Here is a 12,588-nt window from a genome sequence, read left to right as displayed (position 1 = left end):
ATCAGTTCATCAGGCGTGCGCGCACGAACGGCGCGACCTGCTCGGCGAGCCACGCGTGCGTGCGCGTCGTCGGGTGCAGCGTGTCCCAGAACACGAAGCGCGCCGGATCGCGGCAGTCCGCGCGCGGCGTCTGCGCGGCCATGTAGGTGAACGACGACGGTTTCGGAATGTCGAGGCACGAGCGCTTCGCCTCGTCGAAGCCGTATTTGGCCGGGTGGCTCAGCAGGTCGTCGAACAGCGCGTACGCGTCGAACACCTCGAGCCGCAGCGTCGCGCCGTAGCGGGCGCGCAGCGCGGCGGCCGCGTCGGCGAGGCGCTTGTTGTAGTCCTTCACCTGCGCGGCGACGCTTGCGGTGTCGGTGCGGGTCGCGAACACCGGCGCGCGCGACACGTCCGGCAGCGTGACGAGCATGATCCGCGTCGCGCCGGCCGCGGCGAGCCGGTCAAGGCTGTCGCGCACCGCATTGGCCGCCTGCTCGGGCGAGCGCCCGTAGTTCACGAGATCGTTGCCGCCCGCGAACACCGCGAACAGCGTGTTGCCGGGCCGGTAGTCCGGCGCGCGCTCCATGTATTCGCGCCACGAGTCGATCTGCTGCACGAGGCCCGGCACGACGAGGTGCTGGTCGGTCGCCGCGCCGCCGATCGCCCAGTTGTAGAACGGCAGCCGCAGCGTGTTCGCGAGGTATTCGGCCCACACCGGGCCGTTGCTGAAGCGCCCCGCATGCCAGCTCGTGCCGTTCGGCAGCTTCCACTGGCTCGCGTTGAACATGTTCTGGGTGTCCGACAGGCTGTCGCCGAACACGATCAGCTTGTTGACGCGCGCGTCCTGCTGCGCGGAATCGATGGTCCACACCGTGTAGTTGAACGACAGCGCATTGTTGGCCGCGACCGCCTGCGTGAGGTCGGACTTGATGCCTTTCGCGGCCAGCGTCTTGCGGCACACGTCGGCCAGCGTGTCCTGCGGCGTCGTGCTGTAGAACATGTTCTTCCACTGCGTGACGCCGTCCGCCCACCAGTAGCCCGGCACGCGATACCAGTCGCCGCCGGCGGGGTCGCGCGCCCATTCGTAGGTCGCGGCCGGCTTCAGCGGGTCCGCGTCGATGCGGTACCAGCAGCGCAGGTAGGTGTAGGTGTCGGAGCCGCGCCGCGCGGTGCGCGGCGTCACGACGGACCCGGTCGAGGCGGCCGGCGGCGTGACGTCGGGGCCGGCCGGCGACAGCGACATGTCGCCGGTCGGCGTGGGCAGCGGCGCGGGGCCGGCGGCGTGCGCGGGAGCGAGCGTCAGCGTGGCGCCCAGCGCCGCGACGGCGGCGATGCGGTGTGACAGGGGAATACGGAAACGTTGCATGAGGCCCTCTTCTGATTGTTGTGATTGGACGGCCGCGCGGCTGCGCTGCCGTGTATTGGAGGGGACCGTGGGCGCCGGGTTCGAGCCCGGTCTGTTGAAACGTGAACTGCGTTGAACTGCGGTGAAACTCGGCGGCGCGGGCCGCCGCCGGCCGGTCAGCGCACCAGCGTCGACACGCGACCGTCGGGGCCGTAGAAGCCGACCCGCGCGGGCGCGTCGCGCAGCACCGCGAGCGCGCGCTCGTTGTAGTCCATCCGAATGCGGATCAGCATGCCGTTGTTCGCGTTCGCGCGGCGGGCGCGATCGGCGGCATGCTGCAGCAATTGCCAGCTGCCGGACAGGCGCGCGTCGTGCTCGGCGGCCTGGTCCATCCCTTTCTTGCCGCCGGGAAAGCCGAGCGCGGACAGCTGGGTGTCGCGGGTGCGCTCGAGCTGCGCGAGCCGGTCGATCAGCTCGCTTTTCTTCTCGATGATCCCGGGCAGCATCTCGAGCGGCTCGGGCGTCGTCAGCGCCTTTTCCTCATAGGCGAGCAGCGACGCGAACGCTTCGACCGTCGCGTGTTCGTCGTTGACCGTGGCCAGCAGCTCGTCTCTCATCGCCATTCGCTCTTCAGGCCGGCGCGCGGACGGGCCGCGCGCCGGCAAACCGGTTGGACCGGCCTTGCGGGCCGGATCAGGCGCCCTGCGGACGCTGCTGCTTCAGCAGCTCGCGGGCGGTATTCAGTACGCCGTCGGCAATCTTGCTCGCGTCGATCGTCAGCGTGCCGTTGCTCAGCGCGTCCTTGATCGACTGGACGAGGCCCGTGTCGATGTCGGCGTTGCCGGACGCCGACAGCGTGCGCAACTGCCCGGACAGGCCCGACAGGTTGACGGTCGCGTCGCCGCCGGCCGTGCCTGCGGCGCCCGCTTGCGGGCCGGCCGCGGCGGGCGCGTCGTCCTGCGGACGAGCTGCGCCGTTGCCGGAAGTGGCAGGCGCGCGGGTATTCGGGGTAGGCGTCGAATCGATTTTCACGATGGCATTCCTGTGCGGTTTGACCCAGATAACGGCAAGGCGGGGCCAAACTTTAGCACCTCGTGGGCGACGCAAACCTCCGAGGAATCAGAATCTTGTCTCGGTCAGAGCGGAATCTCCACCGTGCCGGCGTCCTTGACGATCGCCGTGACGATCTGCCCGGCCGCCATCCGCACCCGCACCGACTGGCCGGGCGCCGCGTTGGCGAGCGCGCTGCCTTCGCCCGAGATCGTGAAACCCGGCCCGGCCGCGACGACCCGCACGGTCTGGCCGGCTGTCACCGACGCCGCGCTCTTCAGCATGTCCTGCCGCAGCGGCAACCCCGCGGCGACGCGCGCGAGCGCGGTCGAGCCGACCGCCTGCGACGGATCGGTGATGACCGCGAGCGGCAGCAGGGTCAGGTCGCCGTCGCGCGCGATGAGGTCGGCCGCGGTGAGCACCTCGCCCGGCGCGATCTGCCGCGCGGCCGCGTAATAGGTGGCCTGCACGGTGACCTTCGCCTGCAGGTAGACGGTCCACGGCCGCTCGCCCGCGCAGCGCACGCCGACCGTCGTGCGGCCCCACAGGCGCGCGCCGGTCGGCAGGAACGGCTCGAGCGTCGTGCACGCGGCGAGCCCGCGCGGAAAGGAGGGCGCGACGCTCGCCGCCGGCTTGCCGGGCAGGCCGGCGATCTGCTGCTGGAGGAACGCGAGCGCGGTGCGCCGGATCGTGTCGGGGTCCTGCTGGCCGGGCGGCGTCGAGACGGCGGCTGCGGCGGCTGCGGCGGCTGCGGCGGCGGCCCCGGCGGCGGGGCCGGCGGCGGGGCCGGTGCGCGAGGCCGGCGCGGCGGCGGCCACGTTGGCGCGCCAGGCCGGTTGGCGCGGCGCGAGCGCGGGGCGCATCACCGCGGCGGGCTCGCCCGCGACGACCGTGGCGATCCGGCCCGGATCGGCAGCCGCGACGGCCGGCTGAGCCGGGCGTGCCGCGCCGTAAGCGGTGTTGGGGTTGCCGGCCGGCATCGGCGCGGCCAGGCGGGCGGGGGCGGGCGCCGGGAGCGGCGCCTGCGGGCGCGCGGCCGGCGCCGCCGGAACGGTGGTCGGGGGCACGGCTGCCACGGTGCGCGGCGCGTAAGCCGGCGTGCCGGCGGGCAGTCCGGGCATACCGGGGGTGCCGGCGGCCATGCCCCCCGCGATCGCCGCCGGGCTTGCCGCCGGGTTCACTGCCGGCAGCGCGCCGGCCGTTTCCGCGGCGTTCGCCCCCGGCGTCCCGCCCGGGTTCAGGTTCCCCGCCGGGCGCCCGGCGTTGGCCGCATTCGCGTTCGCGAGCGCGGTCTCGGCCGACTCGCCGCGGCCGGGAATCACGATCATCCCGTCGTCCGCGGCCAGCGCGGTCGTGGCGCACGCCCACAGCGCGGCGGCGAGCGCGAACGCCAGCCGCGCGTGTGGCCGTTGCCCGTTGACGCTGCGAAGAGCGCTGCCGGTCATCGTCGTGTCCTCGATCCGTTGATCCGATTGGCATTCTAGGGAGCGGGGCCGCCGCGCAAACGATGAATAGAGGGGGGCTTTGCCGCGTTATTCGTCCGATTGCCCGTTGCGCCCGCCGCCTACCATGCGTGTCATGGAAAAAAGCCTCTTTGGCCGCCGTGCGGCGAAAGAGCGGTGCAGCGCTTCAAACGGAGAGACGCACACATGCTGGACAGACTCGATGCCGAATTCGCGTTCGGCCGCCAGGCACTCGACGTGCGCGCCTATCGGCAGGAACTGCTGTCGTCGAACATCGCAAACGCGGACACGCCCGGCTACCAGGCGCGCGACGTCGATTTCTCGTCGACGCTCGCCCGCTCGCTGAAACAGGTAAACGGCGGCGTCGCGCCGAGCAACGCCGCGCAGCTGCCGCTCGCGCAGCCGGCCGGCGTGACGAGCGGGATGACGATGGCGTCGACGGCGCAGGGCCACATGGCCGGCAACGCGAAGCTGATCCCGACCGACGACTACGGCCGGCCGCAATACCGCCAGCCGACGCAACCGGCGCTCGACGGCAACACGGTCGAGCTCGACGTCGAGCGCGTGCAGTTCGCGAACAACGCGCTGCACTACGAAAGCGGGATGACCGTGATGACCCAGCAGATCAAGGCGATGATCGCCGCGATCACGTCGAACTCGTGACCGCAACCCGCATCGAGCATAAGGAGTCTCCATGCCCTCGTTGATGAACATCTTCGGCGTTGCCGGCTCGGCGCTGTCCGCGCAGTCGCAGCGCCTGAACGTCACCGCGTCGAACATCGCGAACGCCGACAGCGCGACCGGCCCCGACGGCAAGCCGTACAAGGCGAAGCAGGTCGTGTTCGCGGCCGATCCGCAAGGCCGCGCGCGCACCGCGTCCGGTCAGGGCGTCGGCGGCGTGCGCGTGGCGAAGGTGATCGACGATCCGTCGCCGATGAAGTCGACCTACGATCCGGCGAACCCGGCCGCCGACGCGAACGGCTACGTGCAGATGCCGAACGTCGACCCGGTGCAGGAAATGGTGAACATGATTTCCGCGTCGCGCTCGTACCAGGCCAACGTCGAGACGCTGAACACCGCGAAGCAGCTGATGCTGAAGACGCTGACGATCGGCACCTGAGCGCGTTTCCCCTCTCACCAGACAGAAGGCACGACCGAATGGCATCCTCCTCCACCACGATCGGCGGCAACGGCACGAGCACGTCGACGCTGCCGACCGACACGATGAACACGAACAAGGTGTCGACCACCGGCACCTTGTCGACCACGTCGGCGAGCGACCTGCAGACGACGTTCCTGAAGCTGCTCGTCACGCAGTTGAAGAACCAGGATCCGACCAGCCCGGTCGACAGCTCGCAGATGACCTCGCAGCTCGCGCAGATCAACACGGTGAGCGGCATCGCGCAGCTCAACACGTCGCTGACTTCGCTGTCGTCGCAGCTCACGGCCGGCCAGCAGACCCAGGCGGCGCTCCTGATCGGCTCGAACGTGCTCGCGCCGGGCAACGGCGTCGCGGTGAAGGGCGGCGCGGCGTCGCCGTTCGGCGTGCAGCTGCCGAACGACGTGTCGAACCTGACCATCACCGTGAAGAACGATGCGGGCGTCGTCGTCAACTCGATCAACGCGGGCAAGCAGTCGGCCGGCACCGTGCCGTTCAACTGGACGCCGACCGACGCGGCGGGCAACACGCTGCCGGACGGCAAGTACACGATCAACGCGCAGTACGTCGGCAGCGACGGCAAGACCTATACCGCGACAGCGCTGTCGACCGCGCAGGTCCGCAGCGTGATCAAGCAGGCGGACGGCACGGCGGGGCTCGTGCTGTCGAACGGCACGACGGTGGGGCTCACCCAGGTCGCGTCGATCTTCCCGAGCGCGTCGTCGTCGTCCACGTCGACCAGCACGACCACCACCAACTGATTCAGCTTTCAGGAAACGGAGACCGGAATGGGTTATCAACAAGGTTTGAGCGGCCTCTCGGGTGCATCGAACGCGCTCGACGTGATCGGCAACAACATCGCGAACGCGAACACGGTCGGCTTCAAGTCGAGCACCGCGCAGTTCTCCGACATGTACGCGAACTCGGTCGCGACGTCGGTCAACACCCAGATCGGCATCGGCACGCGGATCGCGTCGGTGCAGCAGCAATTCGGCCAGGGCACGATCAACACGACGAGCAACGCGCTCGACGTCGCGATCAACGGCAACGGCTTCTTCCAGATGTCGAACAACGGCGTGGTCACGTATTCGCGCGACGGCACGTTCCAGCGTGACAAGAACGGCTTCATCGTCGATTCGCAGGGCCGCAACCTGATGGGCTATGCCGCAGCCGCGGGCGGCGTGATCAACACCGCGGCGACCGTGCCGCTGCAGGCGCCGACCGCCAACCTCGCGCCGACCGCGTCGACCAAGATCACCGGCCAGTTCAACCTGAACTCGCAGGACACGGTGCCGGCCACGACGCCGTTCAGCCCGACGGACAACACGACGTACAACTACTCGACGTCGATCCAGGTGTACGACACGCTCGGCGGCACGCAGCAGGTCGACATGTATTTCGTGAAGAGCGCGACGGCCGGCCAGTGGGAAGCGTACGCGCACGTGCAGGGCCAGCCGACGACCGACCTCGGCAAGGTGACGTTCAGCCCGACGGGCCAGATCATGAGCACGACCACCCCGGGCGGCGTGGGGACCCCGTCGCTCGGCAAGTTCCCGTTCTCGATCACGACCAGCGACGGCTCCACGACGCCGCAGAACCTGACGCTCGACCTGACCGGCACGACCCAGTACGGCGGCAAGGACGGCGTGACCAACCTCGCGCAGGACGGCTTCGCGAGCGGCACGCTGTCGACCTTCACGATCGGCGCCGACGGCAAGCTGACCGGCAACTACTCGAACGGCCAGACGCAGACGCTCGGCCTGATCGCGCTCGCGAACTTCAACAACCCGAACGGCCTCACGAACCTCGGCGGCAACCAGTACGCCGAGAGCTCCGTGTCGGGGGTGCCGCAGATCTCCGCGCCGGGCAGCACGAACCACGGCGTGCTGCAGGGCAGCGCGCTGGAAAACTCGAACGTCGACCTGACGGCCCAGCTCGTCAACCTGATCACCGCGCAGCGCAACTACCAGGCGAACGCGCAGACGATCAAGACGCAGCAGGCCGTCGACCAGGCGGTCATCAACCTCTGACGCGCGGATAATCGGCAGCCATGGACCGACTGATATACACGGCGATGACGGGCGCTTCGCAGGCGCTCGACCAGCAGGCGATCGTCGCGAACAATCTGGCGAACGCGTCGACGACCGGCTTTCGCGCGCAGCTCGCGACCTATCGCGCGGTGCCGATGAACTTCGGCGACGGCAGCGCGATCGACCCGACGACGACCCGCACCTACGTGCTGTCGTCGACGCCCGGCGCGGACTTCGCGCCGGGGCCGATCTCGCGCACCGGCAATCCGCTCGACGTCGCGGTGCAGGGCGCCGGCTGGCTGTCCGTGCAGCTGGCCGACGGCAGCGAGGCCTATACGCGCGACGGCAACCTGCACGTCAACCAGGACGGCCAGCTCGTCAACGCGAACAACCTGCCGGTGGTCGGCAACGGCGGCCCGATCTCGGTGCCGCCGAATGCCGAGGTGACGATCGGCAAGGACGGCACGGTGTCCGCGCTGATGCCGGGCGATCCGCCGACCGCGGTCGCGATGATCGACCAGATGAAGCTCGTCAATCCCGATCCGGCGACGATCACGCGCGGCAACGACGGCCTGTTCCGCACCGCCGACGGCAACCCGGCGGACGCCGACCCGAACGTCGTCGTCGTGCCGAATTCGCTCGAAGGCAGCAACGTCAACCCGGTGAACGCGATGGTCGCGATGATCGACAACGCGCGCGCCTTCCAGCTGCAGTCGAAGATGATCCAGACTGCCGACCAGAACGAGCAGTCGGCGAACCAGCTGCTCAATTTCAGCTGACGCCAGCCAACGAAGGAGTCAATTCAAAGTGAACCGTTCGCTCTACATCGCCGCTACCGGCATGAATGCGCAGCAGGCGCAGATGGACGTGATCTCGAACAACCTCGCGAACGTCAGCACCAACGGCTACAAGGGCTCGCGCGCGGTATTCGAGGACCTGCTGTACCAGACGATCCGCCAGCCCGGCGCGAACTCGACGCAGCAGACCGAGCTGCCGTCGGGCCTGCAGCTCGGCACCGGCGTGCAGCAGGTCGCGACCGAGCGCCTGTACACGCAGGGCAGCCTGCAGCAGACCGGCAACTCGAAGGACCTCGCGATCGATGGCGCGGGCTTCTTCCAGGTGCTGATGCCGGACGGCACGAACGCGTACACGCGCGACGGCTCGTTCCAGACCAACGCGCAGGGCCAGCTCGTCACGGCGAGCGGCTACCAGGTCCTGCCGGCGATCACCGTGCCGCAGAACGCGACCGCGCTGACGATCGGCAAGGACGGCGTGGTGTCGGTCAAGCAGGCGGGCTCGAACAACGCGGTGCAGATCGGCTCGATCCAGATCGCGACCTTCATCAACCCGGCCGGCCTCGAGGCGAAGGGCGAGAACCTGTTCGCCGAGACCACGTCGTCGGGCGCGCCGAACGTATCGCAGCCGGGCCTGAACGGCGCGGGCTCGCTCAACCAGGGCTATGTCGAAGCGTCGAACGTGAACGTCGTGCAGGAGCTCGTCAACATGATCCAGACGCAGCGCGCGTACGAGATCAACAGCAAGGCCGTGACGACTTCCGACCAGATGCTGCAGAACGTCACGCAGATGAAGAGCTAACCGGAATCACTCGTCGCCGCAATGAAGCAGGTTCGTCCCTTCCCGTTCGTCACCGCCCGCGCCGCCTGCGTGCTCGCGGCGGCGGCGCTCGCGGGCTGCGCGCAGATTCCGCGCGAGCCGATCATCCAGCAGCCGATGTCGGCGCAGCCGCCGATTCCGCCGTCGATGCAGGCGCCCGGCTCGATCTACAACCCGGGCTACGCGGGCCGGCCGCTGTTCGAGGATCAGCGCCCGCGCAACGTCGGCGACATCCTGACGATCGTGATCGCGGAGAACATCAACGCGACGAAGTCGTCCGGCGCGAACACCAACCGCGCGGGCAACACCAACTTCGACGTGCCGACCGCCGGCTTCCTCGGCGGGCTGTTCAGCAAGGCGAACCTGTCGGCGACGGGCGCCAACAAGTTCAACGCGACGGGCGGCGCGAGCGCGGCGAACACGTTCAACGGCACGATCACGGTCACCGTGACCAACGTGCTGCCGAACGGCAACCTGATCGTCAGCGGCGAGAAGCAGATGCTGATCAACCAGGGCAACGAGTTCGTGCGCTTCTCGGGCGTCGTGAACCCGAACACGATCTCCGGCGCGAACTCGGTCCTCTCGACGCAGGTCGCCGACGCGAAGATCGAATACTCGGCGAAGGGCTACATCAACGAAGCCGAGACGATGGGCTGGCTGCAGCGCTTCTTCCTCAACATTTCGCCGTGGTGATGACGATGCGTACCTTGCTCGCGCGCGTGATGCGCCATCTCGTCCGCTCGAATCGCCTGGCCGCCGTGCGCTGCGCGCTCGCCGCGTGCTGCGCGCTCGCCCTCGTACCGGCGGCCGCGCACGCCGAGCGCCTGAAGGACCTCGCGCAGATCCAGGGCGTGCGCGACAACCCGCTGATCGGCTATGGCCTCGTCGTCGGCCTCGACGGCACCGGCGACCAGACGATGCAGACGCCGTTCACGACGCAGACGCTCGCGAACATGCTCGCGAACCTCGGCATCTCGCTCAACAACGGCTCGGCCAACGGCGGCGGCTCGTCGCTGTCGAACATGCAGCTGAAGAACGTCGCGGCGGTGATGGTCACCGCGACGCTGCCGCCGTTCGCGCGGCCGGGCGAGGCGGTCGACGTCACCGTGTCGTCGCTCGGCAACGCGAAGAGCCTGCGCGGCGGCACGCTGCTGCTCACGCCGCTCAAGGGCGCGGACGGGCAGGTGTACGCGCTCGCGCAGGGCAACATGGCGGTCGGCGGCGCGGGCGCGAGCGCGAACGGCAGCCGCGTGCAGGTGAACCAGCTCGCGTCGGGCCGCATCGCCGGCGGCGCGATCGTCGAGCGCTCGGTGCCGAACGCGGTCGCGCAGATGAACGGGATGCTGCAGCTGCAGCTGAACGACATGGACTACGGCACCGCGCAGCGCATCGTGTCGGCGATCAACGGCAGCTTCGGGCCGAACACCGCGACCGCGCTCGACGGCCGCACGATCCAGCTCGCGGCGCCGGCCGATTCGGCGCAGCAGGTCGCGTTCATGGCGCGCCTGCAGAACCTCGACGTGAGTCCGGACAAGGCCGCCGCGAAGGTGATCCTGAACGCGCGCACGGGCTCGATCGTGATGAACCAGATGGTCACGCTGCAGAGCTGCGCGGTCGCGCACGGCAACCTGTCGGTGGTCGTCAACACGCAGCCGGTCGTGTCGCAGCCGGGGCCGTTCTCGAACGGGCAGACGGTGGCCGCGCAGCAGTCGCAGATCCAGCTGAAGCAGGACAACGGCGCGCTGAAGATGGTGACGGCGGGCGCGAACCTCGCCGACGTCGTGAAGGCGCTCAACTCGCTCGGCGCGACGCCCGCGGACCTGATGTCGATCCTGCAGGCGATGAAGGCCGCAGGTTCATTGCGGGCCGACCTGGAGATCATCTAAATGGCGAATTCCGCGAATCTCTCCAACGCGAACGACCTGTCGCAGCGCTTCGCGCTCGACGTGCAGGGCTTCGACGCGCTGCGCGCGCAGGTCAAGCAGTCGCCGCAGGCGGGCGTGAAGCTCGTCGCGGGCCAGTTCGACGCGATGTTCACGCAGATGATGCTGAAGAGCATGCGCGACGCGACGCCCGACGGCGGCCTGTTCGACTCGAGCACGTCGAAGATGTACACGTCGATGCTCGACCAGCAGCTCGCGCAGCACATGTCGTCGCGCGGGATCGGCGTGGCCGACGCGCTGATGAAGCAGCTGATGCGCAACGCGAACCTCGGCGCGGGCGGGGCGGGCGGCGCGGCCGACGCCGGCGCGGACGGGCTCGGGATGGCCGGCTCGGGGATCGCCGGCAACGAGGGCGGCATGGCCGCGATGAACGCGATGGCGCGCGCCTACGCGAGCGCGGCCGGCAACAACGGCGCGCTGGCGAGCGGGCGCGGCTATTCCGCGGGCAGCGCGCTGACGCCGCCGGTGAAGGGCGCGGGCGGCTCGCCCGACGCCGACGCATTCGTCGACCGGCTCGCCGGCCCGGCGCAGGCGGCGAGCGCGACGACCGGCGTGCCGGCGCGCTTCATCGTCGGCCAGGCCGCGCTCGAATCGGGCTGGGGCAAGCGCGAGATCCGCGCGGCCGACGGCTCGACGAGCTACAACGTGTTCGGCATCAAGGCGACCAAGGGCTGGACCGGCCGCACGGTGTCGGCGCTGACGACCGAATACGTGAACGGCGAGCCGCGCCGCGTCGTCGCGAAGTTCCGCGCGTACGACTCCTACGAGCACGCGATGACCGACTACGCGAACCTGCTGAAGAACAATCCGCGCTACGCGGGCGTGCTGAGCGCGAGCCGCAGCGTCGAGGGCTTCGCGCACGGGATGCAGAAGGCCGGCTACGCGACCGACCCGAACTACGCGAAGAAGCTCATCTCGATCATGCAGCAGATCGGCTGACCAGGCCGCTTTCGTCTATCCTGTTGCGCTCCTTCTTTCGGACCGCGCCCGGCCTCGCCGCGCGCGGTTTGAACGTTTGCGCGAAAAAAATCGGAAAATCGATCTAAACTTTCGGGCAGCACTGCCGCTAAGTGTGAGAGACCTGCGACCGGGCCGACGATCTGGCCCGGTTTTTTGCGCACCGGTTCCCGGGCGCTCATGACAAGAAAGACCGGCAAGCCATGAATATCGAACTGTCGACGGACCCGAGCCAGGACGCGGGGCACTCCGGGCCCGACTACGCCCGCCGCAATCCGCTGGAAATCGGCGTGCAGCTGCGCAACCTCGTGAACCGCGGCGATTTCCTGACCGTCCAGTACCCGGGCGGCCAGCTCGTCACCCGGCTGCTCGAGGTCGACGTCGGCGCACGCACCTTCACGTTCGACTGGGGCGCGCTCGCCGAACAGAACGACGGCATTCTCGCCGCGTCGCACTGCACGTTCTCGGCCTCGCCGGAAGGCGTGCGCGTCGAGTTCGGCACCAGCGCGCCGCGCGAGACCCGCTACGAAGGGCTGCCCGCGTTCGAGGCCGACTTCCCGGACGTGCTGTACTGCATCCAGCGGCGCGAATATTTCCGGGTCGACGCGCCGATCATCGATCCGTACCTGTGCCGCGGCAAGCTGCCGGACGGCGAGAGCTTCCTGTTCGAAGTGCACAACCTGTCGCTCGGCGGGGTCGGCCTGCGCACGGCCGACGAGCGCGTCGCGGCGCTCGAGCTCGGCACGGTGCTGCCCGACGTCGAGCTGGAGCTGAACGGGCACGGCAAGCTGTCGCTCGACCTGCAGCTCGTGTCGCAGCGCTCGACCGAGGTGCCGAACGGCACGCGGCGCTACCAGCTCGGCTTCCGCTTCATGTCGTTGCCGGGCAGTGCCGAGAACACGCTGCAGCGCCTGATCACCCAGCTCGAGATGAAGCGCCGCCAGCTCGCGCGCGCCTGACGTCTGCATCACCCCCCGGCCGCCCGCTGCCATTGCGCGCGGCGGCCCGCATTTTCCCCTCAATTTTTTCGATCCGCGGCCGTTAT

14 protein-coding genes are annotated in these 12,588 nt (G+C 69.2%); 10 read left to right on the top strand and 4 right to left on the bottom strand.

The annotated features are described in order from the left end of the window. Nucleotide 1 precedes the first annotated feature (1 nt). The 4 genes from B7P44_RS16595 to flgA all read right to left on the bottom strand — a co-directional run bounded on the left by B7P44_RS16595 (nt 2) and on the right by flgA (nt 3,822). Nucleotides 2–1,348: an SGNH/GDSL hydrolase family protein gene (locus tag B7P44_RS16595; protein ID WP_084905949.1), complete on the bottom strand. Its 1,347-nt coding sequence runs from the start codon at nt 1,346–1,348 to the stop codon at nt 2–4. Between the two features lie 155 nt (nt 1,349–1,503). Next, nucleotides 1,504–1,944 (bottom strand): flagella synthesis protein FlgN, encoded by a 441-nt coding sequence (locus tag B7P44_RS16590; RefSeq protein WP_084906752.1) that lies wholly within the window; start codon nt 1,942–1,944, stop codon nt 1,504–1,506. A gap of 76 nt (nt 1,945–2,020) precedes the next feature. Then, nucleotides 2,021–2,359 (bottom strand): flagellar biosynthesis anti-sigma factor FlgM, encoded by a 339-nt coding sequence (flgM, locus tag B7P44_RS16585; RefSeq protein WP_084905947.1) that lies wholly within the window; start codon nt 2,357–2,359, stop codon nt 2,021–2,023. A gap of 104 nt (nt 2,360–2,463) precedes the next feature. Next, nucleotides 2,464–3,822, bottom strand: a complete 1,359-nt coding sequence (gene flgA, locus B7P44_RS16580) for a flagellar basal body P-ring formation chaperone FlgA (RefSeq protein ID WP_084905945.1) — start codon at nt 3,820–3,822, stop codon at nt 2,464–2,466. A gap of 204 nt (nt 3,823–4,026) precedes the next feature. Here flgA and flgB point away from each other — a divergent pair, with 204 nt between their 5' ends. From flgB to B7P44_RS16530, 10 genes are all read left to right on the top strand, one after another. After that, nucleotides 4,027–4,503: a flagellar basal body rod protein FlgB gene (gene flgB, locus B7P44_RS16575; protein ID WP_084905944.1), complete on the top strand. Its 477-nt coding sequence runs from the start codon at nt 4,027–4,029 to the stop codon at nt 4,501–4,503. 31 nt (nt 4,504–4,534) lie between these two features. After that, nucleotides 4,535–4,960: a flagellar basal body rod protein FlgC gene (gene flgC, locus B7P44_RS16570; RefSeq protein WP_010090425.1), complete on the top strand. Its 426-nt coding sequence runs from the start codon at nt 4,535–4,537 to the stop codon at nt 4,958–4,960. Between the two features lie 38 nt (nt 4,961–4,998). Further along, a complete protein-coding gene (locus tag B7P44_RS16565) occupies nt 4,999–5,760 on the top strand; it encodes a flagellar hook assembly protein FlgD (RefSeq protein WP_084905942.1) in 762 nt (253 codons plus the stop codon). A 27-nt stretch (nt 5,761–5,787) separates the two neighbouring features. Next, the gene (flgE, locus tag B7P44_RS16560) at nt 5,788–7,029 is read left to right on the top strand and encodes a flagellar hook protein FlgE (protein ID WP_084905940.1); all 1,242 of its coding nucleotides are present in this window, start codon (nt 5,788–5,790) and stop codon (nt 7,027–7,029) included. Nucleotides 7,030–7,049: 20 nt separating this feature from the next. Next, entirely contained in the window at nt 7,050–7,808 is a 759-nt protein-coding gene (flgF, locus tag B7P44_RS16555; RefSeq protein ID WP_084905938.1) for a flagellar basal-body rod protein FlgF, read from the top strand. A 28-nt stretch (nt 7,809–7,836) separates the two neighbouring features. After that, nucleotides 7,837–8,625 carry a flagellar basal-body rod protein FlgG gene (flgG, locus tag B7P44_RS16550; protein WP_059760151.1) on the top strand — a complete coding sequence of 263 codons (789 nt, stop codon included), beginning with the start codon at nt 7,837–7,839 and terminating at the stop codon, nt 8,623–8,625. Nucleotides 8,626–8,646: 21 nt separating this feature from the next. Beyond that, nucleotides 8,647–9,336, top strand: a complete 690-nt coding sequence (gene flgH / locus B7P44_RS16545; RefSeq protein WP_084905936.1) for a flagellar basal body L-ring protein FlgH — start codon at nt 8,647–8,649, stop codon at nt 9,334–9,336. After that, nucleotides 9,330–10,529, top strand: coding sequence for a flagellar basal body P-ring protein FlgI (locus B7P44_RS16540; protein ID WP_084905934.1), 1,200 nt, complete (start codon nt 9,330–9,332; stop codon nt 10,527–10,529). The genes flgH and B7P44_RS16540 overlap by 7 nt, the downstream gene beginning before the upstream one ends. Then, complete coding sequence (gene flgJ, locus B7P44_RS16535) at nt 10,530–11,525, top strand: flagellar assembly peptidoglycan hydrolase FlgJ (protein WP_084905932.1); 996 nt, start codon at nt 10,530–10,532, stop codon at nt 11,523–11,525. Between the two features lie 221 nt (nt 11,526–11,746). Then, nucleotides 11,747–12,502, top strand: a complete 756-nt coding sequence (locus tag B7P44_RS16530; protein ID WP_084905929.1) for a flagellar brake protein — start codon at nt 11,747–11,749, stop codon at nt 12,500–12,502. The last annotated feature ends 86 nt before the right edge of the window (nt 12,503–12,588 follow it).

The organism is Burkholderia ubonensis subsp. mesacidophila (genome assembly GCF_002097715.1).
Classification (GTDB): domain Bacteria; phylum Pseudomonadota; class Gammaproteobacteria; order Burkholderiales; family Burkholderiaceae; genus Burkholderia; species Burkholderia mesacidophila.
Note: the sequence above shows the minus strand (reverse complement) of the source record. Positions and strands in the feature narration are given on the sequence as shown.

Excerpts from the sequence above, each read along its gene's own strand:
- B7P44_RS16595 (WP_084905949.1), bottom strand. The coding sequence starts at position 1,348 with ATGCAACGTTTCCGTATTCCCCTGTCACACCGCATCGCCGCCGTCGCG.
- B7P44_RS16590 (WP_084906752.1), bottom strand. The coding sequence starts at position 1,944 with ATGAGAGACGAGCTGCTGGCCACGGTCAACGACGAACACGCGACGGTC.
- flgA (WP_084905945.1), bottom strand. The coding sequence starts at position 3,822 with ATGACCGGCAGCGCTCTTCGCAGCGTCAACGGGCAACGGCCACACGCG.
- flgB (WP_084905944.1), top strand. The coding sequence starts at position 4,027 with ATGCTGGACAGACTCGATGCCGAATTCGCGTTCGGCCGCCAGGCACTC.
- flgC (WP_010090425.1), top strand. The coding sequence starts at position 4,535 with ATGCCCTCGTTGATGAACATCTTCGGCGTTGCCGGCTCGGCGCTGTCC.
- B7P44_RS16565 (WP_084905942.1), top strand. The coding sequence starts at position 4,999 with ATGGCATCCTCCTCCACCACGATCGGCGGCAACGGCACGAGCACGTCG.
- flgE (WP_084905940.1), top strand. The coding sequence starts at position 5,788 with ATGGGTTATCAACAAGGTTTGAGCGGCCTCTCGGGTGCATCGAACGCG.
- flgF (WP_084905938.1), top strand. The coding sequence starts at position 7,050 with ATGGACCGACTGATATACACGGCGATGACGGGCGCTTCGCAGGCGCTC.
- flgH (WP_084905936.1), top strand. The coding sequence starts at position 8,647 with ATGAAGCAGGTTCGTCCCTTCCCGTTCGTCACCGCCCGCGCCGCCTGC.
- flgJ (WP_084905932.1), top strand. The coding sequence starts at position 10,530 with ATGGCGAATTCCGCGAATCTCTCCAACGCGAACGACCTGTCGCAGCGC.
- B7P44_RS16530 (WP_084905929.1), top strand. The coding sequence starts at position 11,747 with ATGAATATCGAACTGTCGACGGACCCGAGCCAGGACGCGGGGCACTCC.